The organism is Aeromonas sp. AE23HZ002T15 (assembly GCF_054165525.2).
Genome location: NZ_CM201342.1, coordinates 3,796,442 through 3,819,809, shown reverse-complemented (window position 1 = coordinate 3,819,809; position 23,368 = coordinate 3,796,442). Strand labels below are relative to the sequence as shown.

General features: G+C 60.4%; 18 protein-coding genes. 8 read left to right on the top strand and 10 right to left on the bottom strand.

Annotated features, from left to right (window positions below; translation table 11 throughout):
• Positions 1-11: 11 nt before the first annotated feature.
• Together ruvC and ACT5M9_RS17815 are read right to left on the bottom strand one after the other, a co-directional pair.
• Positions 12-533: a crossover junction endodeoxyribonuclease RuvC gene (gene ruvC / locus ACT5M9_RS17820; RefSeq protein WP_438550120.1), complete on the bottom strand. Its 522-nt coding sequence runs from the start codon at positions 531-533 to the stop codon at positions 12-14.
• Between the two features lie 271 nt (positions 534-804).
• On the bottom strand, positions 805-1,719 hold the full coding sequence (locus ACT5M9_RS17815) for a Gfo/Idh/MocA family protein (RefSeq protein WP_457979999.1): 915 nt from the start codon (positions 1,717-1,719) through the stop codon (positions 805-807).
• Between the two features lie 229 nt (positions 1,720-1,948).
• On the opposite strand from ACT5M9_RS17815, the gene ACT5M9_RS17810 reads away from it, so the two are divergent.
• Positions 1,949-2,452 carry a DinB family protein gene (locus tag ACT5M9_RS17810; protein WP_457980001.1) on the top strand — a complete coding sequence of 168 codons (504 nt, stop codon included), beginning with the start codon at positions 1,949-1,951 and terminating at the stop codon, positions 2,450-2,452.
• A gap of 30 nt (positions 2,453-2,482) precedes the next feature.
• Here the strand turns inward: ACT5M9_RS17810 and ACT5M9_RS17805 are convergent, their stop codons facing one another.
• Positions 2,483-2,710 carry a hypothetical protein gene (locus ACT5M9_RS17805; RefSeq protein ID WP_457980003.1) on the bottom strand — a complete coding sequence of 76 codons (228 nt, stop codon included), beginning with the start codon at positions 2,708-2,710 and terminating at the stop codon, positions 2,483-2,485.
• 478 nt (positions 2,711-3,188) lie between these two features.
• Here ACT5M9_RS17805 and ACT5M9_RS17800 point away from each other — a divergent pair, with 478 nt between their 5' ends.
• Positions 3,189-4,655: a DUF8370 family protein gene (locus ACT5M9_RS17800; protein ID WP_457980005.1), complete on the top strand. Its 1,467-nt coding sequence runs from the start codon at positions 3,189-3,191 to the stop codon at positions 4,653-4,655.
• 145 nt (positions 4,656-4,800) lie between these two features.
• Here the strand turns inward: ACT5M9_RS17800 and ACT5M9_RS17795 are convergent, their stop codons facing one another.
• The 4 genes from ACT5M9_RS17795 to ACT5M9_RS17780 all read right to left on the bottom strand — a co-directional run bounded on the left by ACT5M9_RS17795 (position 4,801) and on the right by ACT5M9_RS17780 (position 12,109).
• The gene (locus ACT5M9_RS17795; RefSeq protein ID WP_457980006.1) at positions 4,801-7,260 is read right to left on the bottom strand and encodes a YgiQ family radical SAM protein; all 2,460 of its coding nucleotides are present in this window, start codon (positions 7,258-7,260) and stop codon (positions 4,801-4,803) included.
• 127 nt (positions 7,261-7,387) lie between these two features.
• Positions 7,388-7,777, bottom strand: a complete 390-nt coding sequence (locus ACT5M9_RS17790) for a hypothetical protein (RefSeq protein WP_457980008.1) — start codon at positions 7,775-7,777, stop codon at positions 7,388-7,390.
• A 97-nt stretch (positions 7,778-7,874) separates the two neighbouring features.
• Entirely contained in the window at positions 7,875-11,057 is a 3,183-nt protein-coding gene (locus ACT5M9_RS17785; RefSeq protein ID WP_457980009.1) for an efflux RND transporter permease subunit, read from the bottom strand.
• Positions 11,057-12,109 (bottom strand): efflux RND transporter periplasmic adaptor subunit, encoded by a 1,053-nt coding sequence (locus tag ACT5M9_RS17780; protein WP_457980010.1) that lies wholly within the window; start codon positions 12,107-12,109, stop codon positions 11,057-11,059. The genes ACT5M9_RS17785 and ACT5M9_RS17780 overlap by 1 nt, the downstream gene beginning before the upstream one ends.
• Before the next feature lie 203 nt (positions 12,110-12,312).
• Here ACT5M9_RS17780 and ACT5M9_RS17775 point away from each other — a divergent pair, with 203 nt between their 5' ends.
• Together ACT5M9_RS17775 and rssA are read left to right on the top strand one after the other, a co-directional pair.
• Entirely contained in the window at positions 12,313-13,869 is a 1,557-nt protein-coding gene (locus tag ACT5M9_RS17775; RefSeq protein WP_457980012.1) for a sensor domain-containing diguanylate cyclase, read from the top strand.
• A 33-nt stretch (positions 13,870-13,902) separates the two neighbouring features.
• On the top strand, positions 13,903-14,772 hold the full coding sequence (gene rssA / locus ACT5M9_RS17770; protein ID WP_438550132.1) for a patatin-like phospholipase RssA: 870 nt from the start codon (positions 13,903-13,905) through the stop codon (positions 14,770-14,772).
• A 54-nt stretch (positions 14,773-14,826) separates the two neighbouring features.
• Here rssA and ACT5M9_RS17765 read toward each other — a convergent pair whose 3' ends face one another.
• Positions 14,827-16,188: a sodium-dependent transporter gene (locus tag ACT5M9_RS17765; protein ID WP_457980014.1), complete on the bottom strand. Its 1,362-nt coding sequence runs from the start codon at positions 16,186-16,188 to the stop codon at positions 14,827-14,829.
• 199 nt (positions 16,189-16,387) lie between these two features.
• Positions 16,388-16,654 carry a helix-turn-helix domain-containing protein gene (locus tag ACT5M9_RS17760; protein ID WP_026456659.1) on the bottom strand — a complete coding sequence of 89 codons (267 nt, stop codon included), beginning with the start codon at positions 16,652-16,654 and terminating at the stop codon, positions 16,388-16,390.
• A gap of 258 nt (positions 16,655-16,912) precedes the next feature.
• Between ACT5M9_RS17760 and ACT5M9_RS17755 the strand changes: the two genes are divergently transcribed.
• From ACT5M9_RS17755 to ACT5M9_RS17740, 4 genes are all read left to right on the top strand, one after another.
• Entirely contained in the window at positions 16,913-17,506 is a 594-nt protein-coding gene (locus tag ACT5M9_RS17755) for a hypothetical protein (RefSeq protein WP_457980016.1), read from the top strand.
• Between the two features lie 303 nt (positions 17,507-17,809).
• Entirely contained in the window at positions 17,810-18,829 is a 1,020-nt protein-coding gene (ompA, locus tag ACT5M9_RS17750; RefSeq protein ID WP_457980018.1) for a porin OmpA, read from the top strand.
• Positions 18,830-19,273: 444 nt separating this feature from the next.
• A complete protein-coding gene (ompA, locus tag ACT5M9_RS17745; RefSeq protein ID WP_438550494.1) occupies positions 19,274-20,275 on the top strand; it encodes a porin OmpA in 1,002 nt (333 codons plus the stop codon).
• Between the two features lie 228 nt (positions 20,276-20,503).
• Entirely contained in the window at positions 20,504-21,577 is a 1,074-nt protein-coding gene (locus ACT5M9_RS17740; RefSeq protein ID WP_457980020.1) for an OmpA family protein, read from the top strand.
• A gap of 83 nt (positions 21,578-21,660) precedes the next feature.
• On the opposite strand, the gene ACT5M9_RS17735 is transcribed toward ACT5M9_RS17740, so the two are convergent.
• A complete protein-coding gene (locus tag ACT5M9_RS17735) occupies positions 21,661-23,355 on the bottom strand; it encodes an NAD-dependent malic enzyme (protein ID WP_438550137.1) in 1,695 nt (564 codons plus the stop codon).
• Positions 23,356-23,368 lie beyond the last annotated feature (13 nt).

Below are 23,368 nucleotides of genomic sequence, written 5' to 3'. Positions count from 1 at the left end.
CGACGTCGGGCTTAGCGGTAGCGGCCGCGAACCGACCCCGTCGCCCGTCCCGCCATCCGGATCAGGCTCTGCTGGGTATGGAAGTGGCAGAGTGCCACCCCGAGGGCATCCGCCGCATCCGCCTGGGGAGTCGCCGAGAGCTTGAGCAGATGGGTCACCATGTGCTGCACCTGCTCCTTGGCGGCGCCGCCCGTGCCCACCACCGCCTGCTTGATCTGGGTCGCCGAGTATTCGCTGACCGGCAGCAGGGCGTTGACCGCCGCGACGATGGCGCTGCCGCGAGCCTGACCGAGCTTGAGGGCCGAATCCGCGTTGCGGGCCATAAATACCCGCTCGATGGCGAACTCGTCCGGCTTGAACTGGGTGATGATCTCGCTCACCCCGTCGTACACCTGCTTCAAGCGTGACGGCAGCTCACCCAGGTCGGTGCGGATACAGCCCGAGCCCAGATACTCCGCCTTGCCGGAGACGATGCGGATGACGCCATAGCCGGTGATCCGCGAACCTGGGTCTATCCCCAGAATAATGCTCATGCCTGCTCCGCCTGACTCGGCGGGAAGCGGCTCACGCCGCCATCGCCGGTGATCCGGGAGCCCGGATGGATGCCCAAAATAATGCTCATAGACTCGCTGCTGTGCTTGACGCTGTGACTGCCGCCAAGATAGCAAACAAGCCGGCGCTTGGCTCGCACGGCGGGCCCCCTCCCCTGCCGACTGCGCAGGGATCCGTCATCCTATACAGTGCTCTGACCATTCCTTCGCCATTCGGCCCACAGTAACCAGCACGGTAGAGCCAAGACGGGGCTCACTCCCCCGCCAGGGTCACCAGCCGCTCCGCCAAGTGATGGCTCTGCAGATAACTCTCGATCAACGCCCCATCGGCGCGGCCCGCCTCAATCTGCCTATACCAGTGCGCGAGCATAGCCACGAAACCCCGTTGGGCCAGCACCGGCTGCCAGTCATCCGGTGCCAGGGTCTGCAGGGTTTTGTCTCGCGCAAGGATGCCACGGGTGCAGTTCTCGATATGCAGGGAGAGGTTGTCGCCATAGGCGTCGATGCGCTCCTCGGTGATGCCGGCGCTGCGATTCATGCTGCCGCTCACCGCCGTCTGTCCGCTCAACCAGGCGACGCTCACCCCGGCCAACAGCTCGTGCTGCTGACTGCTGCGCCGCAGCACAGCATGGAGATCCCCATCCGGTGCGCCGCCATAGAAGCAGAGGCTGTCGAGCACATGGATACAGTCGTCGAACAGAAACTGGCGTGGCAGCCCAGGCAGGGCGTGTCTGTGTTTCTGCCAATGGATCTCGGTAAGCGGCTGATTATCTATACGGGCGGCGCTCATGGCGGGCAGGTAGCGGCGGTTGAAGCCCACAAACAGCGGGCAATCCTGCACAATGGCGAGATTGGCGAGCGCCTCCACCTCGGCGTAATCAAAGCAGAGCGGCTTGTCGACGAAGGTGGGGATACCCGCTTGCAGGCACTGGCGGGCCAGCGCGAAGTGCACAGCTGTGGCGGCGTGGATCATCACGGCGTCCGGGCGACTCGCGAGCAGCGCATCCACTTCGGTAAAGCACTCGGGGATTCGGTATTGGCGGGCTAATTTGCCGAGTACCTCCGGGCTGCGGGTGCAGAGCAGCGGGGTGACTCGCTCGTCGCTCGCGAGCAGCGGCAGATAGGCCTTCTGGGCGATATCGCCAAGACCTACGAGGGCAATGCGCATGGGAACTCCTTGCCTAGTTGTCTGATAGTAGGGGACCAGGGCTGCAAGGTAACACGTCCCAGACCCTTGGCGAACCAGGCAAGACCCCGGATGGGAGATGCTTCACAGCACCCTGATCTGCAAGGGAAAACAGGCGAAACTCTGAGCCAGGCTTCGGGGGCTGATATTCCCAAGCCACCGGTGGCTGGCTAAGATGAGCGCTTCACGCGATACCCCATCAAGGAAGATCATGAGCACCTCGACCCTTCACTCTCTGTTTCGCTACAAGGCCTGGGCCGATGGCGAACTGCTGGATGCCCTCGCCACCCTGGACCCGCAGCAAGCTCCCGAGGCGCATCACAATGCCCTTCGCATCTTCAACCATATCCATGTGGTCGATGCCATCTTCAAGGGCAATCTGCTGGGAGAGCCCCACGGCTTCGGTGCTACCAATACCCCGGAGACGCCGACCCTGTCTGAGTTGCACAGTGCCATCGGCACGCTGGATGCCTGGTATCTGGATTATGTTGCGAGCCTTAGCCAAGCAGATGGCGAGGCCGTGCTCTCATTCAACTTCGTGGACGGAGACAAGGGGCAGATGAGCCGCGAGGAGATGCTGCTGCATCTGGTGACCCACGGCGGTTATCACAGGGGGGCTGTCGGGCGAATTCTGGTGCAATGTGGCATCACGCCGCCGCGCGATACCTTGACCACCTTTTTGCATCGCAGCGAACCCAAGCGCCGCGGCAGCTAAACGACAAACGAGGGCGGCCCATGCCGCCCTCTACTCTGGGAATTTGGCCTGCTCTCTGGCATCGAGCCACTTGCCCACTCTGGCGCCCAGCTCGGAGCAGATCATGGCGCTGACCATGGCCCCGATCATCCGGTTCATATCCGAGATATCTTTTGATTCCAAGAGCAGGGGCGCGATCAGGTTAAAGGCAATGAGCCCCATCACCAACCCGAGCCCACTTCCCACCTTCTCTCTTCTGGATCGGACTTTTACCGCCATCTGATAACTCCTGATGCCCACTGCAATTTGTCTAGGGAAGAGGTCATTGTGTCCCCCTCCCCCTTTTAACCAGCCGCCAAGATAGCAAAGCTACTACCAACTAACCGCTTTTGAGTGCATGTGGTGATGACTTTGATGACAGAGTTCAAAAAACGATAACTTTCTGATGGTTGTATCACTTCTGTTGCTCGCCTGTTTGGCTTCGTTTGACTTACAGTGGCCATTCAGAGCCTGTTGAGCTGCGACGGGTTGCTGCCAGCGCGGGTCAAGGGAGCAAATTGGAGGCTGTAATCCACGGGCGGTAGCGTGAGATTCGGCAGTGTTACGCCTTTCTCAGAAAGGTGAGTGTCCCAGATTTAGCTCTGGGTTATACCTCGTTCAGCACCAACCTACGGTTTCTATAAAAGCACACGAGATGCATCAATATAATAAATAAGCATGCATGTCATATACACGTTAAATTGAAGAGAGAGTTCGCATGAACGTATATTTTTCAGACTACTTTGGGGTAACTAAAGAAGAACTTGATACTTATGGGGCCTTCAATGTATCTCTCATCAATGATCTCCCTGTTTTTATCGATCCATTCCTTTTGTTTAGCAGTGAGAAGGAAGAATATAAAAACCTCCACAATGAAATAATAGAATACATTACTTTTTTAAGAAACATGTCAGACGATGGCTCTATCGCTAAAGGTTTAATAAAGCATTGGTTTCTCTTCCCAGAGGTAAAGCAGAATTGGCTTGGATATAGTAAAGTAGCAAATGGTGGTTCTGGTCTTGGTGAAAAATTTGCCAGCGCTCTAAATGAAAACCTCAGTTCTATCTTCAAAAACTTTGGTGATGAACAGATAACGAGAGGAAGTCATCTCGAAAAGCTATGTCTGATCAAAGATGGTGTAGGTAAAGATGCTATCAGTGATTTCACGACAAATTTGATAAAGGGGTTTTTATGTGAATACACCCAGAGTTTTGCAAAAACTCATTTGGACGAATCAAGATGTAAGGACGTCAGTGTAAAACATGCTAAGTTCGACTATCAAACACGTAGATGGGTATCACAGAAGTATAAACTGCCATATATTGACGGTGATTTTATTCTGCTTACTCCAAAAGACATCCTCACGAAAGATGAGGCTTGGATCAATAAACATGACATTATTGGTGACTTTGATGACATTGCAGCATCTATTCCAAACATTGAACTTCGAGCCCAGATAAATGATTATTTATTGAGACAAATACCTACACGAGCTAATAAAAAAGAAATCAACAAAGCAATATCCAGAACGCTTTTGGAATTTCCCATTCTGATTGACCATTATATTAGATACAAAGAGGACCATGGTAGTGAAGCTGTAGCTCTCAGCGAGCAAAAAGTGCAAGAAACTGAGGCGATATTTATACGTCAGGTTACCAACTTGGTTGAAATGCTCAGAGCCCAAAAGGTTTTCTATTCTCAAAAGGGTGATACTTTTGACGAAGCATACAACCGTGTCATATTTTTAAAACAGGTCATTGAAAGTAATGATGGCTATCGGTTGTTCTATGTTAAAGGAGAGCCTGTAAAACGTGAATCTGATTTGCAGTTAATATTTAGACTAACTTGGTATGCAGCAGCAGAAGATGTAAATGCAGAGGTTAATAATGGGCGAGGCCCAGTAGACTACAAAATCTCAAGAGGTTCAAAAGATAGTACACTTGTAGAATTTAAGCTGGCAAGCAATAGCAAACTAAAACAAAATCTTGCAAAGCAAGTAGAAGTTTACAAAGCTGCTAATCAAACCAGTAAATCTATAAAAGTTATTCTCTACTTCACCGACTATGAGTTGGAAAAATTATTGAAGGTGCTCAAAGAATTAAAATTAAACCAAGGTAAAGAGCTAGTTTTGATTGATGCAAGAGCAACAAATAAGCTTTCAGGCTCGAATGTGAAATGCGATTAATAATTGTGAGTGTTAGAATTGCTTAATTTTATCCTCTATTACACTGGCATGATATTTCGAGTTTCAGGAATCAGCTATTTAGTCATAAAGAGGGCGACCATCTGGTCGCCCTCTTTATTTCTATCCTTTTCCCATTAGGAGAAAATCAGCGAGCCGGTCGCTTGGCTGCCCCGCCTTTTGCGGCGGACTTGCCACCTTGGGCCGCCGGCTTGGCGGTGCCTGCGCGGCTGGGTGCCTTGCCATTTTGGGCGGGTTTGCCTTGTCCGGCCGCTTTGCCCTGACCAGCGCCTTGGACTGAGGGTTTACCGCTGGCGCCCGTTCCTTTACCAAACGGACTACCAACCGGTTTGCCGCTACCCACCTTGCCGCCCTTGTTGGCTGGGGCTTCGCTACGAGCCCCCTTATTGCCTTGCTGCGCGGCAGCCGATGCACTTTGCGCGGCACCTCTACCAGCTGCAGGAGCACCTTTTCCGCCAGCAGCCTTGCCAGTCCCATTGCCGCGCTGATGCACGATATTGCTGTGGCGGGTCAAGGCGGGCTTGAGGCCCTTGTTGCGGCTGCGCTCGGCCTTGGCCTCGCCGCGTCCTTCCGGCGGCACCAGGCAGTCGGGGCCGTTGCCGATCAGGTGGCCCTTGCCCATCTCCAGCAGGGCTTCGCGGATCATCGGCCAACCGGCCGGATCGTGATAGCGCAGCAGCGCCTTGTGCAGGCGGCGACGGCGCTCCCCTTTCACCACGAACACGTCCCCACCCTGGCGGCTCACCTTGTTGAGGGGGTTTTTCTCGGTGTAATACATGGTGGTGGCGTTCGCCAGCGGCGACGGGTAGAAGTTCTGCACCTGATCGAGCTTGAAGCGGTTCGTTTTTACCCAGAGCGCCATGTTCACCATGTCTTCATCGGTCGTGCCCGGATGGGCCGAGATGAAGTAGGGGATCAGGTACTGTTGCTTGCCCGCCTCCTTGGAATACTTGTCGAACAGCTCCTTGAAGCTGTAGTAGCTGCCCATGCCCGGCTTCATCATCTTGGAGAGCGGGCCCTCCTCGGTGTGTTCCGGCGCAATCTTCAGGTAGCCGCCGACATGGTACTTGGCCAGCTCCTTGATGTAGCGCGGATCTTCCACGGCGATGTCGTAACGCACCCCGGAGGCGATCAAGATCTTCTTGATCCCCTTCACATCCCGCGCCTTGCGATAGAGATCGATGGTCGGGGTATGGTCGGTGTCCATGTGCGGGCAGATGGTGGGCCAGACGCAGGAGGCACGACGGCAGGTCTGCTCGGCCTTGGGGCTCTTGCAGCGTAAGCGGTACATGTTGGCGGTGGGGCCGCCGAGATCCGAGATGACGCCGGTAAAGCCCGGCACCTTGTCGCGGATCTCTTCGATTTCTTTGATGATTGACTCTTCCGATCGGCTCTGGATGATGCGCCCCTCGTGCTCCGTGATGGAGCAGAAGGAGCAGCCGCCGAAGCAGCCACGCATGATGTTGACCGAGGTCTTGATCATCTCGTAGGCCGGGATCTTCTCGTTGCCATAAGCCGGGTGCGGCACCCGCTGGTACGGCAGGCCGAACACCCCGTCCATCTCGTCGGTCTCGAGCGGGAAGGCGGGCGGGTTGACCCAGATGATGCGATCGCCATGAGCCTGGGCCAGGGCGCGGGCACAGCCGGGGTTGGTTTCGTGGTGCAGGATGCGGGACGCATGGGCGTAGAGCACCTTGTCCTCTTTGACCCGCTCGAACGCCGGCAGCTTGACGTAGGTTTTCTCCCAGGGCTTCTGCTTCGGTGGCTGCACCAGGATGGGCTTGGCCTCCTGCTCCACCGGCGCCGTACCCTCGTCGTCCGAGCAGGGCGCCCCTTCCATATAGGGGTTCATGATGGGATCGATGCGGCCGATCTGATCCAGCTTGCTGGAATCCACCCCACGCCACTCCGGCAGCGGATCCTTGCGGATCACGGCGGTGCCGCGAATGTCCTGCATGGTCTCCATGGTCTCGCCGTTGGCGATGCGGTGGGCCACCTCGATGAGCGGCCGCTCGGCGTTGCCGTAGATGAGGATGTCGGCCTTAGCATCGATCAGGATGGAGCGGCGTATGGTCTCGGACCAGTAGTCGTAGTGAGCGATGCGGCGAAGCGACGCCTCTATGCCGCCGATGACCACCGGGACCTCCTTGAAGGCCTCCTTGCAGCGCTGGGTGTAGACCAGGGTCGCGCGATCCGGCCGCTTACCGCCCACATCCCCCGGGGTGTAGGCGTCGTCGTGGCGCAGCTTCTTGTCCGAGGTGTAGCGGTTGATCATGGAGTCCATGTTGCCCGCGGTCACCCCGTAGAAGAGGTTCGGCTTGCCCAGACGCATAAAGTCATCTTTGGATGACCAATCCGGCTGGGCGATGATGCCGACCCGAAAGCCCTGGGATTCCAGCATGCGGCCGATCACCGCCATGCCGAAACTCGGGTGATCCACATAGGCGTCACCGGTCACCAGCACGATGTCGCAGCTGTCCCAGCCGAGCTTGTCCATCTCCTTGCGGGACATGGGCAGGAAGGGCGCCGTGCCGTAGCACTCGGCCCAGTAGCGGGGATAGGAGAAGAGAGGGGTAACCGGCTGCATTTTGAACACCTGGAACAATTCGGGTCGCGTATTATACCGGCAGAGCAGAGCGGGGGCGATGGCTTTTTGCCCCCACTATTCGCAGGGTAAGCTCGGAAACAAGGGGTCCCCGCTCAGGTTTCCTGGCTCATCTCGGCGAGAAGCGCTGGCTCAGCGGGCGAGCCATCAGGAAACGGTGCTGATGGCGCTGCAGCAACTGGCGGCCTCCCAGCAGACACCAGATAAGCGCGGGGATCAGAAAGACGGGATGAGTCGAGAGGCGCAGCATCAGCACACCGAGCAGGATCAGGGCGAAGGGACGGCACTCATAGAGCCAGTGGGGCCAATCCCGCTGATGAGGCTGGCGCTGCTTGTCCTGGCGCCTGTGATGGCCGCGCCTAAACCAGATGAGGGAGCCGGCGAGATACAGGGCCAGCCCGGCCAGCAGCAGGGCCGGCCTGTCGGTTAGCCCCAACAAGGATAAACCGCCGCCCAGATAGACGAAGGGCAGCGGTTCATAGATAGCGGATGGCAGCATGGTGGATGCTCTCAGGGTTGCACTGGCCACATAATAACCAGCGCAATCCTGCCAGCCATCCTCTTTTGCATCCCTTTTCCCAGATGGGGGGCCTGCACTAGGCGGCGGGCTTGTCTCGCGGCTGTGGGCCGGACTCTGACGCCGGATGGACGTCGGGCGCCGGAGCGATTTCAGGTGCTGGTGCCGTGATGGCGGCATCCGCAGCCAGCGCCTCGTCCACCAGCCGATCCCGAGCCCCCGTCATGCCAGCCCGCTTCGCCAGCAGGTGATAGATCGCAGGCACCATCAGCAGGGTCACCAGGGTCGCCAAGGAGAGGCCGAAGAAGACCACTGTCCCCACGGCCATCCGGCTCTCGTAACCGGCTCCCATGGAGATCATCAGGGGCACGGCTCCTATGATGGCGGTGAGGGAGGTCATCAGTATGGGGCGCAGGCGGCGCACCGAGCCGGCGATGATGGCCTCCTCGAAGGATTCCCCCCGCTGGCGCAACTGGTTGATGAACTCCACGATCAAGATGCCGTTCTTGGTCACCATGCCGATCAGCATGATCATGCCGATCTGGCTGTAGATGCTGAGCTCCTGCCCCGTCAGCCAGAGCCCCAGCAGACCGCCGAAGATGCCGAGCGGCACGGTCACCATCACCACGGTCGGGGTCATCAGGCTCTCGAACTGGGCCACCAGCACCAGGTAGACCACCAGCAGGGCCAGGCCGAACACCAGCGCCATCTCCCCTTGATTGTCGCGATAGTCCTTGGACTCGCCGGCGTAATCTACCGACATGCCGGCGGGCAGATGTTCTGCGGCCCAGCCGTCGAGGAAGTCGAGGGCCTCCCCCAGGGTGTGGCCAGGGGCCAGATCCGCGGTCAGGGTGATGGCCTTCTGACGCTGGTAGTGGTTCAGGCGCTGGGGGCTAGCCACCTGCTTGATGGTGGCGAGGGTCGAGAGGCTCACCATCTCGCCGCTCGCCGCCTTCAGATAGATGCGGCTGATGTCGGAGATGCCGTTGAAGTCGTTCTGGTTCGCCCGCAGGTAAACATCATATTCCTCCCCCCTGTCCACATAGGTGGTCTGGCTGACCCCGCCGAGCAGGGCCTGCAGTGAACTCGCCACGGTGGAGACCGGGATGCCGAGCTGGCTGGCCCTGTCTCGCTCTATGGTCACCTGCAGCTCCGGGGTCTTCTCGGCGTAGTCGAGATCCGGCGCCAGCATCAGGCCGCTCTGACTCGCCGCCTGTTGCAGGGTCTGCCCCTGCTGGTAGATCTCCGCGTAATCCGAGCCCTGCAGCACGAACTGCACGGCGGCGGTGGAGCCGCCCCTGAAGCCGGGCTGGAAGGTGCGGATCATCACGTCCGGAATGCCGGCGAGGCGACCGCTCAGGGAGCGACCGAATTCGGTGGCGGTCTCGTCCCGGGCCGCCCAGTCGGTGAGCTGTATGATGGCGAGACCGGTCTGATCGCCACCGCGCCCGAAGGCCGGGGTGCTGAAACTCATGGCCTGCACCACCCCCTTGCCGAGCAGAGGCATGATGGCGGCCTCCACCTGCTCCATGTTGCGCTTCATCCGCTCGATACTGGTGCCCTCGGCCCCCTTCACGAACACATAGAGCACGCCCCTGTCCTCGGTGGGGGTCAGGCTCGCCGGCAGCTTGCCAAAGAGGGCGCCGATGCCGCCGAGACAGAGCAGCAGCACCAGGGGCATCCAGACGGAGCGGCGCAGCACCCAGCCCAGCAGGCGCCGATAGTGCATCTCAACCCAGCCGAGGCTCTTGTCCAGGCTGGCGGTCAGGCGATTGGGCTTGTCCACGGCGCGCATCAGCCAGGAGCCCATGGCCGGAGTCAGAGTCAGGGCCACCAGGGAGGAGAAGAGCACGGCCAGCGATAGCAGGATCGCAAACTCGGTGAAGAGTCGCCCCACCATGCCCTCCATGAAGGCGATGGGGACGAACACCATCACCAGCACCGCCGTGGTGGCGATGACCGCGAAGCCGACCTCTCGGGTACCGTGCCAGGCCGCCATCAGGGGTGGTTCCCCGCGCTGCAGGTGGTGGTGGATGTTCTCCACCACGACGATGGCGTCATCCACCACCAGGCCGATGGCGAGAATGAGCGCCAGCAATGTGATGAGGTTGATGGAGAAGCCGAGATACCAGGCGCCGATAAAGGCGGAGATGAGGGAGACCGGCACCGTGATGGCCGGAATGAGGGTGGTACGCCCCTGCCCCAGGAACAGGTAGAGCACGGCCACCACCAGCACGGCGCAGATGGCGAGGGTCTCGTACACCTCGTGGATCGCCTGCTTGATAAAGATGGTGGAGTCATAATCCACCTCCAGGCTGGCCCCTTCCGGCAGAAAACGCTGCATCTCCGTCATCTTCTGCTCGATCCCCTGGGCCACCGCCAGCGGGTTCGCGGTGGACTGGGCGACGATGCCTATCCCTAAGCTCTCGCGGCCATTGCGCTGATAGGCGCTGTCTTCGTTCTTGGCCCCCACCTCCACGTCGGCGATGTCCGCCAGATAGATGCTCTGACCGTTGGCGGCGGTCGTCACCGGCAGGGAGCGGAAATCCTCGGCGCTGTGGTAGAGACGGGCGATCTGCACCGCCATGGTCATGCTGTTGTTGCGAATTTCGCCGCCCGGCAGCTCGATGTTCTCCCGCTTGAGGGCATCCTGCACATCCGCCACCGTGATGCCGCGGGCCGCCATGTCGGCGGGGCGCAGCCGCACATACATCACCTGGCTCAGATCCCCGGAGAGGGAGACCTCGCTCACCCCGTCCACCAGGCTCAGGGAGTCCACCAGCATGCGGTTCGCATAGTCGGTCATGGCGGTGCGGTCCATCTGGGTGCTGCTGAAGTTCAGCCAGATGGCCACGTCCCCGTTGCCGTTGTCCTTGGTGACCATGGGCTCATCCACCTCGTCCGGCAGCTTGGGCCGAGCGCGGGAGATGGCGTCCCGCACGTCCGAGGTGCCCTCCAGCATGTTCCAGCCGAGCTTGAACTCCACCGTGATCATGGAGCGCCCCTTGCGGGTCACCGAGTTGATGTTCTTGATGCCGCTGATGCCGGAGAGCTGATCCTCGATGGGTTTGGTGACCTGGCTCTCCATCACCTCGGGGGCGGCCCCGTCATAGGTGGTGGTGATGGAGACGGACGGGGTCTGCACGTCCGGCATCTCCCGCACCGTCAGCTTGCTGAAGGCGACCAGACCGAACACGGTGAGCAGGGCACTGATGACCACGGCCACCAGGGGGCGGCGTACTGAGATATCGGAGAGCCACATCAGCCTTTCACCTCAGCCAGATCCTGTACCAGGGCACCGTCACGCAGGTTGACCAGCCCCTCCACCGCGATGCGATCCCCGACGTTGAGCCCCTTGAGCACCCACACCTCCTCGCCGTGGGTGTCGCCGAGCTCCACCGGGATGCGCTTGACCCGGCCGTCCGCCTCCAGGCGGTAGACGTAACGCAGCTCACCGGCGTACTCCACCGACTGGGCCGGGATCAGAGTCATCTTCTGGGCGGGCAGTTCGAGCTCCACGTTCATCAGCATGCCGGGCCTCAGCTGGCCGCTGGGATTGGGCAGTATGACCCGGGCCTTGATGTTCTGGGTCTCGCTGGATATTCGGCTGTCCAAGGTTTCCAGCACGCCGGAGAAGGATTGATCCGGCCAGGCGGAGCTGGTGGCCGTCACCGTCATGCCGGGTTTGAGCAAGGCCAGGTAGCGCTCGGGCACCGCCAAGTCGAGGCGCAGCTTGGCGAGCTCGTCCAGGTGCAGCAAGACGTCCCCGCTGTTGACCAGGGCCCCTTCGCTCAAGTCGATGAGGCTGACGGTGCCATCGAAGGGGGCCGTCAGGGTGCGCAATGAGAGTTCGTAGCGGGCCGCATCGACCCGGGCCTGGGCCTGGGCGACTATGGCCTCCTGCCCCTCCAGTTCGGAGGTGGTGATGGCGCCGCGCGCCACCAGCTTGCGCATGTCCCGCAGCTTGCGGCTTTCGTCGCGCACGCTGGCGCTCTGTTCGGCGAGCTCGGCCTGCTGCTTGCCCGCGTCCAGGGCGATCAGGGTCTGCCCCTGCTCCACCTGCTGGCCGGAGCGCACCGCGATATTGATGATGCGACCGGTCACTTCCGGGCTCACCACCACGGAGCGGTTGGCCACGAGCTTGCTGACCAGCTTGATGGTGGGTTCGGCCAGGCTTTGTTTCACCGTCTCGGCCCTGATGTTGAGCGCTTTTGGCTGGTGCACGCTGACCGGCTCGGGTTGTCGCAGATACCAGGCCGCTGCCGCCAGCAGCAGAAGAAGGGGAAAGAGCCACAGCCAGATGCGCATTTTCATCAAACGATCCATGAATTAAGAGAAAAGAGGAGACTTCATCAATGATGGCACCATGTTACCCCCTGACTATGCCGCGACTATGTAGAAATGTGACAAATCGTAACAGCGGCGGCGAAAGATCATCAAAATGATATCCGGCAAAGACGGTATGGGCTTTGTGCCTTACACTGATGAGCCAAAACTCAGTAGTTTCCGGTGTATTTATGTCCAGATTGAGCCACGCCTTCGTCAGATATCCCCTGCAGTGGCTGCTGTTTGGCCTGAGCTCCCTGCTATTGGTTCTCTCCCTGCAACACGCCTTTCGCCATATCACCGATCTGAACAAGCGGGACACTATCGCCATGGCGGGGGAGCTGAGATCCCAGTTTCAGGAGATGGAGGCCTTTCTGGAGTCCATGCGGGGCCAGGCCGAGGAGCGCCTGCGCAGCAACCCGGAGTCCATCCTCTCCCGCCACCTCTATCAGGCGTTGCGGGTGGACAGAAGCAATCTGATCACTCTGGACCGAGTGCCCGCCGATCTGCCCCCCGCCCTCATCGGCAATCTGACGGGGCTGGGCCCCCTGCCCGCCCCCGGCAGTGAGCGAGAAGAGACGATTCACCTGGCCCTGAGCCTCTCCCCCCTGCTCTCCACCGCCAGCAAGCTGCTGGACGAGGACGTGGCCTGGATCTACTTCACCGGCTCCGACAACTTCATCTACCTCTACCCCTGGGTGCCCTCCAGCCAGTTTCACTTCGACCCGGCCATCTACACCAAGTCCTACTGGCAGGACATGCTGGCCCAGCAGCCCCCGGCCCGGCGGGCCAGCCTGTCGCGCCCCTATCAGGACTTCGCCGGACGGGGGCAGATGATCACCCTGTCCCAGCCCATCACCAAGGCGCAGAAGGTCGTCGGACTGCTCAGCATCGACATTCTGCTCGCCAACCTGGAGCGGGCCCTGCAACAACCGGTGCCCCAGGTGGGCACCCTGTTTCTGATCAATCAGCATCGCCAGGTGCTGGCCCGCAGCCAGCCCGGCACGGCCCCGCCGCTGCGCCACGACCGGGAGCAGGATCGCTACCGCTGGCAGCAGGGGGCCTTCCAGCTGGTTCATGCCATCCCGGATACTCCGCTCACGCTGATTCACCGCATCCCGCTCATCGCCCTGCTGGAGGCGTTGTTCTGGCAATCTGTGACCGCCCTCGTCACCCTGCTCTGTCTGGTGGTCGCCACCCTCTCCAGCCTGAGATCCCGCCGCCTCAACCAGCGCCTGAATTATCTCTCCCGCCACGACGCCCTCACCGGCGCCTTCAATCGCCACCACTTCGTCGCCTTCGAGCAGAAGCAGGCCCAGGGCGGCGCCCACACCACTGGCGCCATCATGTTCGACTGCGATCACTTCAAGCGGGTCAACGACACCTTCGGCCACGGGGTCGGCGATGAAGTGCTGATCCAGCTGGTGCGACTGTGCCAGCCACTCCTGACCAGAGGAAACCTGCTGATCCGCTGGGGCGGCGAAGAGTTTCTGCTGCTGGTGGTCGATGAGGCGGCCTCCCTCGCCGAGCTGGCCGAACTGTTGCGGCGGGCCATCGCCGAGCATCCCTGGGAAGAGATAGCCCCAGAACTCGGGGTGACGGTCAGCCTCGGTCATCATCGCCAGAGCGCAGACATCAGCCTGCACGAGACCATACGCCGGGCGGATGTCGCCCTGTATCGCGCCAAGGCCAACGGTCGCAATCGCAGCGAGGCCTGGCAGGATGACGGCGAGGTGCAGCCGGAGTAAGCTGGAACCTTCATTCATCCAAGGAGACGCACAGTGTCACGAAAACCCCGTCTGGGACTGGCTCTGGGTAGCGGTGCGGCCCGGGGCTGGGCGCACATAGGTATCATACGGGCGCTGGAGCGGCTCGGTGTCAAACCGGATCTGGTGGCTGGCTGCTCCATCGGCAGCTTCGTGGGCGCCGCCTACGCCGCCGGCGAGCTGGACAAGCTGGAGTCCTGGGTGCGCGGCTTCAGCCGCTTGCAGGTGATGAGCCTGCTCGATCCCGCCCTCTCCGGCGGCCTGTTTCGCGGTGATAAGGTGTTTGGCATCGCCGCCAACCACCTCGGCGATCCCCCCATAGAGAGCCTGCCGCTCCCCTTCGCCTGCGTCGCCACCGAGCTCAACACCGGGCGCGAGATCTGGCTGCAAGAAGGGCCGCTGCGCCAGTGCGTGCGCGCCTCCTGCGGCATGCCCGGCGTGTTGACCCCGACCCGGGTCGACGAGCAGTGGCTGGTGGATGGCGCCGTGGTCAACCCTGTGCCCATCTCCCTCGCCCGCGCCATGGGGGCCGAGGTGGTGATCGCCGTCAACCTCAACGCCGACATGCACCAGCCCTGGGCCGATGACTCTGACGAACCCGCTCAGGGCGGATTGCTCAGCCAGTGGCTGAACCGGGGAGAGCGCGAACCCAGCACCCCCGGCATGTGGAGCGTGATGACGGGCTCCATCAACATCATGCAGGAGCGCATCACCCGCGCCCGCATGGCGGGCGATCCCCCCGAGATCCAGCTCTGCCCGCGCCTTGGAAGCTTCTCCATCATGGACTTCCACCGGGCGAGCGACGCCATCAACGAGGGGGAGGCCTGCGTCGAGCGCAACCTGGAGCAACTGAAAGAAGAGCTCTCTCGCCTCAGGGTCATCTAGCCCCTCCACAAAAAAGAGCGCCATCGAGGCGCTCTTTTTCATGCTCCGTCAGACTCAGAACAGCCCCAGCCCCTTGAGCATCACCACCAGGATCAGCAGGGGCGAGACGTAGCGGATGATGAAGAACAGCGGCTTGAGGATCCGGATCTCCAGCTGGCCGCCGTTGGTCAGGGCGGCTTCCATGCGATCGAAGCCCCATACCCAGCCGACGAACAGGCAGAGCAGTATGCCGCCAAGGGGCATGAGCACGTTGGAGGAGATGAAGTCGAACAGGTCGAAGAAGGTCTTACCGGCGATCTGCACGTCCGCCAGAGTGCTGTTGGAGAGGGCGCAGGTCGAGCCGACCGCCCCCAGCACCAGCAAGTTGATCAGAGTGGCCTTCTTGCGGCTCATGTGGAAGCGCTCCGACAGCACGGAGACAGGCACCTCCAGGATGGAGAGCATGGCGCCGGTGGCGGCGATGGCGGAGAGCACGAAGAACAGCACCATGAAGAGGTGGCCGAACGGAATGCTGGCAAACACCGCCGGTATGGTGATGAACAGCAGGGAGGGGCCGGCCGAGGGCTCGAAGCCGAAGGCAAACACCGCCGGGAAGATGGCGATCCCCGCCAGCATGGAGACGAAGAGATCCGCGCACATGACCCGCACCGTGGTCAGGGGGATGTGCTGGTCATCCCGGAAGTAGCTGCCGTAGGTCATCATGCAGCCCATGCCGATGGAGAGCTTGAAAAACGCCAGTCCCATGGCCGTCAGCACCACGCCGGCGGTGATCTTGGAGAAATCGGGGGAGAACAGAAAGTGCAGCCCTTCACTCGCCCCCGGCAGGGTCAGGCTGCGCAACCCGATGATCAGCAAGAGGATGAAGAGCACGGGCATCAACCGCTTGGTCACCGCCTCTATCCCCTTGGCGACCCCCATCAGCAATATGCCTCCCATCAGCGCCAGCACCAGCCACTGCCAGAGCAGGCTCTGCAGCGGGTTGGCGATCAGCGCCCCGAAGGCCGCCCCGGTCACCTCGGGATCCGTGGAAAGGATGGAGCCGTCGATCGCCTTGAAGATGTAGGCGAACACCCAGGCCGCCACCTCGGAATAAAAGGACATGATGAGGAAGGCCGCCGTCACCCCCATGGCCGCGATCAGCCACCAGGGTTGCCCCTTGGGGGCCAGCTTGATGAGACCCGTCACCGCATCGGATTTCGCCTGACGGCCCAGCATGATCTCCGAGATCATCACCGGCAAGCCCACCAGCAGGGTGGCGATCACATAGACCAGCAGGAAACCGGCGCCGCCATTCTCGCCGGTCAGGTAGGGAAACTTCCAGATGTTGCCGAGGCCGACGGCCGAGCCCAGGGTGGCGGCCAGGACGCCGAAGGTGCTGGTGAAGCCATCTCTGGCTTTGTGGGTGGTGTGACTCATGCTTGTCTCGCTGTGCGCATCCCGGGAAGGCCCCGCTCAAAGGGTCGGAATTCTCTGGGGATCACGCCAGCTTGCCAAGGAGTTTTGGTTGAAATCACTGCCCAGAGCACAGTAAACAATATTTAATTAAGCCAATATAGGAAGTGATGGATAAAAAAATGCCGCCCCGTAGGCGGCACTTTTATCTCGGCTCGATCACTCAAGCCTTGGCAAGGTCGTCCGGACCGATCTGACCGATTTCGGCGACTTTCTTGTCGGCCAGCAGCCAGAGGGTGAACTTGTGCAGTTCCGGGTGGTGAGCCAGGGCGACCAGGAAGGCGCCACCAACTTCACGATAACCCAGTTCGTAGTTTTTCAGGGTGGTCGGGGGGACACCCAGCAGATCGGCAAACTTGGGACGGCTCAGGCCAACCGCTTCGCGGATCTGACGGATCTTCTTGCCAACAGTTACGATATTTGAATTCATGTGTTCCATACTCCGTTCGGCGGATTGACTCCACCTTTATTTTTCGCGACGACTCGTAGTCAAGTGTATCAGTTTTGAACGGACTCGTTATGGTCGAGCCTCTATCTTTAATCAGCGTCTTTCGACGACAACCCTAACAAACATCGGGGATGGTAATCGCTGCGTCGCCTCAGGTAAACAGTCTCGAAGAGAAACCTTTATGGTCGCCATGGTCATCCCCCGTATAATCCGCCAGTTATCCCTTAAAGAGTAATCAGCATGGCTTTCCCCGGCATCATCTCCCGTCTCCATCCGGATTCGGATCCCGCATCCATTACCCTCCAACTCAGCCAGAGCCAGCAAGCCCGGGCCGAGGCATTCTGGCTGCCCGCCTCTTTGCAAAACGAGGTGGCGTCTGTGCTGGCGGCCTTGTCGGACAGGTGCAGCCTCTATCTGGAGCAGCCCGCGGCCGTGTCCCTGCGTGGTCACGATGGAGTCTTGCAGGAAGATGGCAGCCTGCTGCTTGGCAATGGTCACCGCATGAAGCTTGCATGCGAGCAGGGAGACGGGGGAATCGTCCCCGAACAGGCCCTTGGCGAGATGACCGCCTGGCTGGAGGCGGGGCACCTACATTTCATCTGTTCAGCCGCCGTTCAGCCCGTGGCGCGGGCCATCCTCAATATCTGGCCCCTCGACCCCTACCTGGCCCGTCATTTTTTGCTCAGTTTCACACCCTTGCTGTGCGAAGCAACTGAGGCCGATTATCTCGCGGTATTCGCGGCGAGGGGATCGAGCGCGACCTCGCAGAATGGCTGGATTCAGGCCTATTTGAAGCTTGAAAAAAAGCTGCACCGCGCCTACTTGGATCACTAATAAATTTGGATAAACAGCCAGTTATCCACACGACACAATCTGCCCAATGAGTTATCTGTGAGCTTGATCATGTTTTGAAATGGGCTTAGAGTGCGCCACGTCATCGGAATGACACGGCTGTTTGTGGTGGAGCGCTCATTGGTGACAATGCGAACCATTCACATGTGCACCCAGATGCGTGCCTCCTGGAAGGAACCGGGATCCCTGCCCGATTCAACCATCGTTAATCGGCAGAGCCAGCAGCTTACATAAATTAAAAAGTGCGAAGCACGTCATACGTGCCATCTCAACGAGGATAATTTTATGATGAAAATGGCTCCTTCCCTGATCGCCATCGCTATGGCTACCATGGGTGCAACCGCAGCGCACGCCGCTGATGATTTCTACTTCGGTGCCGGCGTTGGTGCTACCCACTTCAACGGTCTGAACAAGATCGAAGGCGTGACCAACGGCGAAGAAGACGCGACTGCCGTCAACGTATTCACCGGTTACAACTTCAACGAGTACTTCGGTTCCGAGCTGGGCTACCAGTACACCGGCCGTGGTAACACCGATGGCAACCGTTACGAGAGCCAGGGTGCCACCCTGTCCGGTATCGCTCGTCTGCCGCTGAGCAACGACTTCTCCCTGTTCGCTGAAGGCGGCGCCTACTGGGGTCACACCGACGGTATGGGCACCAGCGATACCAAGGTATCCCCGCTGGCTGGCGCCGGTGTGACCTACAAGGTTAACGACGCTCTGGATCTGCAAGCTCGCTACCGCTACATGTGGGACGTGGCTGACCTGCACGCCGACAACGTTCGCTACAAGTCCAACCAGAGCATCGCTACCCTGGAAGCCGTATACCACCCGTTCCGTTCTTCCTACGTAGCGCCGGCTCCGGCTCCGGTAGTTGAAGAAGCTCCGGCTCCGGCTCCGCAAGTTGTCGAGAAGAACTTTGCCCTGAACTCCGACGTGCTGTTTGCCTTCGGCAAAGACACCCTGAAGCCTGAAGGTCAAGATGCCCTGAACGCTCTGTACCAGCAGATCGTCGAGTTCCAGCCGAAAGACGGCAGCGCCGTTGTTGTTGGCTACACCGACCGTATCGGTTCCGACGCTTACAACCAGAAGCTGTCTGAAGCGCGTGCCCGCACCGTTGCCAACTTCCTGGTCAGCAAGGGTATGGCTGCCAGCAAGGTTGCCATCGAAGGTCGTGGCGAAGCCAACCCTGTCACCGGCACCCAGTGCAACGGCGTCAAGGCCAAGGCTCAGCTGATCTCCTGCCTGGCTCCGGACCGTCGCGTAGAAGTTCGCATCTCCGGCGTTCAAGAAGTTCAGCAATAATCTGATTTCGTTCAGATAATGCGAAAAGGGGATGCCATGGCATCCCCTTTTGCTTGCCTGTCGCTGACCCCGCCCTGGCGTCAGCTTCTGTCTTAGCCCCTCACCGGCATTCTTTCCCCCGTTACCTCGCCATCCTTCCCCCTGGCCCAGGCTCCCTCGCACCGCCCCCCATTGTTGCTTATCTGTTCAGAAACTTGATCATACCGAGTCAAAAGAATACAGTTATCCGGCTTGTAAGACATTGGATGAACTATTAAAAGTGCTCAATGCCCGGTTAGTTGTCCATGGAGTGAAGGCTTCATGAGAATCCTGGTTACCATCCATTTTTTATTCAGGCCGTCTGTGATCCATTCACGGAGTCGCACATGAAGTGTCATTTGCGATCGGTATAACAAAAGAGTGCGCAGTACGCCCGTAGCACGGCAACTCAACGAGGATAAAATGATGAAAATGAAAATGGCACCAACCCTGATTGCTCTGGCTATCGCAGCCATGGGAACTTCCACCGCTCAGGCGGCCGACGACTGGTACCTTGGTATGGGTGCAGGTTGGGCTTATGGCCACGAGCTGGACGACTTCGGCCTGGATGCGGACAAGGACGCCACCGCCCTGTCCCTGTTCGGTGGCTACAACTTCACCGAGAACTTCGCGGCCGAACTCGGCTACCTCTATGCCGGCAAGGCCGGTGTGGATGGCGTCGACTTCAAGACCCAAGGCGGGACCCTCTCCGGCATCGCTCGCCTGCCCATGGGTGACATCTTCTCCGTCTTCGCCGAAGGCGGTGCCTACTTCAATCACGTCAACGGCAACGGTGACAGCGACAACGGTACCTCCCCGCTGGCCGGCCTGGGTGTCAGCGCCAAGCTGACCGACCTGCTCGATCTGCAGGCTCGCTACCGCTACATCTGGGACCTGGGTGACGATCAGAAGACCTGGCAGACCGACATGAGCGTCGCCACTCTGGAACTGGTAATGCACCCGGACCGCAAGGCCTATGTTGCCCCCGTAGCCGCACCGGCGCCGGAGCCCGCTCCCGAGCCCGTGGTCGTCGACAAGAGCTTCTCCCTGAGCTCCGACGTGCTGTTTGCCTTCGGCAAATCCACCCTGAAGCCGGAAGGAGCTGCCGCCCTCAACACCCTGTATCAGCAGATCGTCGAGGTTCAACCCAAGGATGGCAGCGCCGTGGTCGTCGGTTACACCGACCGTATCGGTTCCGATGCCTACAACCAGAAGCTGTCCGAAGCCCGTGCCCGCACCGTGGCTGACTTCCTGGTCGGCAAGGGCCTGCCAGCCGGCAAGGTCTCCATCGAGGGTCGTGGCGAAGCCAACCCGGTCACTGGCAACCAGTGCGACGGGGTCAAGGGCAAGAACCAGCTGATCTCCTGCCTGGCGCCGGACCGTCGCGTGGAAGTGCGCGTCACCGGCGTGCAGGAAGTCCAGCAATAAGCGACATCATCGCATCCGAAAAAAGGGGCCACTCGGCCCCTTTTTATTTGCCTTCGTTTCCTCCCCCTATCGCCGGACGCCCCCTCATACTTGCCTGCCTCCTCACAAATTTTCCATACAGATGCGCCACTTAAGTGGTCAAAGCGCGGTTATCGCCTATACATAATGGTGGTTTATATAACAAAGGGCTGGGAGCCCTATAACACCCAACATCGACGAGGAAACGCGATGAACATAAGACTGAAACCCGTGTGGATTGCATTGGCATTGGCGACGGGAGCGGCCCAGGCGGCACCCGTTCACGACTGGTATCTGGGGGTGGGGGCTGGCTGGGCCATCGCCCATGATCTCGACGACTTCAGCAACGACGTCAGCAAGGATGCAACCGCCATCACCGCCTTCGGCGGCTACAACTTCACCGAGAACCTGGGTGCCGAGCTCGGCTACCTGTCGACCGGTGACTGGGACATCGCAGGCAACGACTTCAGCAGCCAGGGGGCCACCCTGTCGGTGATAGGCAGACTGCCCCTTGGAGACATCTTCTCGGTGTTCGCCGAGGGCGGCGGCTACATCTATCACGTCAAGTCCGTCAACGGCGGTGACGACAACCTGGCTCCCCTGGCGGGCCTCGGGCTGACGGCCAGACTGCACGACTGGGTCGACATCCAGGCACGCTATCGCTATATGGTGCGGGTCGGCGACGATCCGGACAACGACAAGCTCGGCAGCGGCACCCAGCGCTGGGTCAGCGACATCAGCACGGCCACCATAGAGCTGGTGCTGCACCCGAACCGCACCGTGGCCGCCGTACCGGTAGCCGCCCCCCTGGTGGTCCCCCCGCCGCCGCCCCCCGAGCCCGTGGATCAGACCTTCAACCTGAGCTCGGACGTGCTGTTCGCCTTCGGCAAGGCGGAGCTCAAACCCGAGGGCATGGCCGCTCTGGAGGATCTGTATCAGCAGATCGCCGACGTCAAACCCAAGGACGGCAATGCCGTGGTCATGGGTTACACCGACCGCATCGGCTCGGATGCCAACAACCAGGCATTGTCAGAGGCCCGAGCCAGCACGGTCGCGAACTTCCTCATCGGCAAGGGGCTGCCCGCCGACAAGGTCAGCATCGAAGGACACGGGGAGAGCAACCCGGTTACCGGCACCCAGTGTGATGCGGTCAAGGCAAGAGCTGCCCTCATCGACTGTCTGGCCCCGGATCGCCGGGTCGAGGTACGGGTGACCGGCGTGCAGTCTGCCGCCGCCAGCGAGCCCGCCGCCGCAGAGCCGGCAGCCGAGCAACCGGCCCAGTAACCCCGCTCCTTTCCTTCACCGCAACCGTGCACAAAAAAGGGATGCTGATGCATCCCTTCTGCTTTTCGTTGCCCCGCCCTTCCTCAGAAGGAGGTGCGGCGATAGCGCCGGTATTCCGGCCGCCAGAAGTTCGCCTCTATGGCCTGGTCTATCACCTCGTCCGGGGTCTGCACCGCCTTGCCCTGCAGCATGGCGGTCTTGGCCACCATCCTGGCGATGTGGCGGGAGACCTGATGGATGTCCGCCAGATCCGGCAGCAGTGAGCCCTCTTCCCCCTTCACCATGGGGGAGCACTCGGCGAGTGCCCGGCTGGCCGACATCAGCATGGCGTCGGTCACCCTGTTGGCGCCGGAGGCGATGACCCCGAGGCCTATGCCCGGGAAGATGAAGGAGTTGTTGCACTGGGCGATCACATAGCGCTTGCCCTTGTGCTCCACCGGTGCGAACGGGCTGCCGGTCGCCACCAGCACCTGGCCGTCGGTCCAGCGAATGAGATCCGCCGGGGTCGCCTCCACCCGGGAGGTGGGGTTGGAGAGGGGGAAGATGATCGGGCGGGCACAGTGCTTGTGCATGGTCTTGACCACCTCTTCGGTGAACAGACCCGGCTGGCCGGAGACGCCGATCAGTATGTCCGGGCGACCGTGCTCCATCACCTCCAGCAATGAGATGTTGTCCCCCACCGGCCAGTCGGCAATGCGCTCCACCGGCTGGGAGAGCTTGCGCTGGAACGCGAGCTGGTTCGGGATCTTGTCGGTGATGAGGCCGAAACGATCCACCATGAAGACCCGGCCACGGGCCTCGGCGTCCGTCAGCCCCTCGGCCTTCATCTGCGCCACGATTTGCTCGGCGATGCCGCAGCCTGCGCTGCCGGCGCCGAGGAAGGCGACCCGCTTCTCGGAGAGCTTGGCCCCCGAGGCCTTGCAGGCGGCGATGAGACTACCCAGGGTGACGGCGGCCGTGCCCTGGATGTCGTCGTTGAAGCAGCAGAGCTCATCCTTGTAGCGGTTGAGCAGAGGAGTGGCGTTGCCCTGGGCGAAGTCCTCGAACTGCAGCAGGATATCGGGCCAGCGGCGTTTGACCGCCTGGATGAAGGCGTCGACGAACTCGTCGTACTCCTCCCCCGAGATGCGCGGGTTGCGCCAGCCCATGTAGAAGGGGTCGCTGAGCAGCTGCTGGTTGTTGGTGCCCACGTCCAGCACCACCGGTAGACAGTAGGCGGGGGAGATGCCGCCGCAGGCGGTGTAGAGCGACAGCTTGCCGATGGGGATGCCCATGCCGCCGATGCCCTGATCCCCGAGGCCCAGGATCCGCTCGCCGTCGGTGACCACTATGACCTTGACGTTCTGCTTGGTGGCGTTTTGCAGCATGTCATCGATCCTGTCCTTGTCCGGATAGGAGATGAAGAGGCCACGGGCGCGGCGATAGATGTTGGAGAACTCCTCGCACGCCTTGCCCACGGTCGGGGTGTAGATGACCGGCAGCATCTCGGGCAGGTGGTTGGTCAGCAGGCGGTAGAACAGGGTCTCGTTGGTGTCTTGAATGTTGCGCAGGTAGATGTGCTTGTCCATGTCGTTGCCAAACGCCATGAACTGGCGATAGGCGCGCACCGCCTGCTCTTCGATGGTCTCGATGTTCTGGGGCAACAGGCCTTCCAGGTTGAAGCTGCTGCGCTCCTCACTGGTGAAGGCGCTGCCCTTGTTGAGCAATGGGGTCTCCAGCAGGGCCGGACCGGCGTAGGGGATGTAGAGAGGACGTTTCTGATTATTATCTTCAAACATGGATCTGTACCTT

Bases quoted from the DNA above. Each gene is read 5' to 3' on its own strand.
- ACT5M9_RS17775 (WP_457980012.1), top strand. From the start codon at position 12,313: ATGTCCAGATTGAGCCACGCCTTCGTCAGATATCCCCTGCAGTGGCTG.
- ACT5M9_RS17760 (WP_026456659.1), bottom strand. From the start codon at position 16,654: ATGAATTCAAATATCGTAACTGTTGGCAAGAAGATCCGTCAGATCCGC.
- ACT5M9_RS17735 (WP_438550137.1), bottom strand. From the start codon at position 23,355: ATGTTTGAAGATAATAATCAGAAACGTCCTCTCTACATCCCCTACGCC.
- ACT5M9_RS17780 (WP_457980010.1), bottom strand. From the start codon at position 12,109: ATGAAAATGCGCATCTGGCTGTGGCTCTTTCCCCTTCTTCTGCTGCTG.
- ACT5M9_RS17795 (WP_457980006.1), bottom strand. From the start codon at position 7,260: ATGCAGCCGGTTACCCCTCTCTTCTCCTATCCCCGCTACTGGGCCGAG.
- ompA (WP_457980018.1), top strand. From the start codon at position 17,810: ATGATGAAAATGGCTCCTTCCCTGATCGCCATCGCTATGGCTACCATG.
- ACT5M9_RS17765 (WP_457980014.1), bottom strand. From the start codon at position 16,188: ATGAGTCACACCACCCACAAAGCCAGAGATGGCTTCACCAGCACCTTC.
- ACT5M9_RS17790 (WP_457980008.1), bottom strand. From the start codon at position 7,777: ATGCTGCCATCCGCTATCTATGAACCGCTGCCCTTCGTCTATCTGGGC.
- ACT5M9_RS17800 (WP_457980005.1), top strand. From the start codon at position 3,189: ATGAACGTATATTTTTCAGACTACTTTGGGGTAACTAAAGAAGAACTT.
- ACT5M9_RS17755 (WP_457980016.1), top strand. From the start codon at position 16,913: ATGGCTTTCCCCGGCATCATCTCCCGTCTCCATCCGGATTCGGATCCC.
- ACT5M9_RS17740 (WP_457980020.1), top strand. From the start codon at position 20,504: ATGAACATAAGACTGAAACCCGTGTGGATTGCATTGGCATTGGCGACG.
- ACT5M9_RS17810 (WP_457980001.1), top strand. From the start codon at position 1,949: ATGAGCACCTCGACCCTTCACTCTCTGTTTCGCTACAAGGCCTGGGCC.
- ompA (WP_438550494.1), top strand. From the start codon at position 19,274: ATGAAAATGAAAATGGCACCAACCCTGATTGCTCTGGCTATCGCAGCC.
- ACT5M9_RS17805 (WP_457980003.1), bottom strand. From the start codon at position 2,710: ATGGCGGTAAAAGTCCGATCCAGAAGAGAGAAGGTGGGAAGTGGGCTC.
- ACT5M9_RS17815 (WP_457979999.1), bottom strand. From the start codon at position 1,719: ATGCGCATTGCCCTCGTAGGTCTTGGCGATATCGCCCAGAAGGCCTAT.
- ruvC (WP_438550120.1), bottom strand. From the start codon at position 533: ATGAGCATTATTCTGGGGATAGACCCAGGTTCGCGGATCACCGGCTAT.
- ACT5M9_RS17785 (WP_457980009.1), bottom strand. From the start codon at position 11,057: ATGTGGCTCTCCGATATCTCAGTACGCCGCCCCCTGGTGGCCGTGGTC.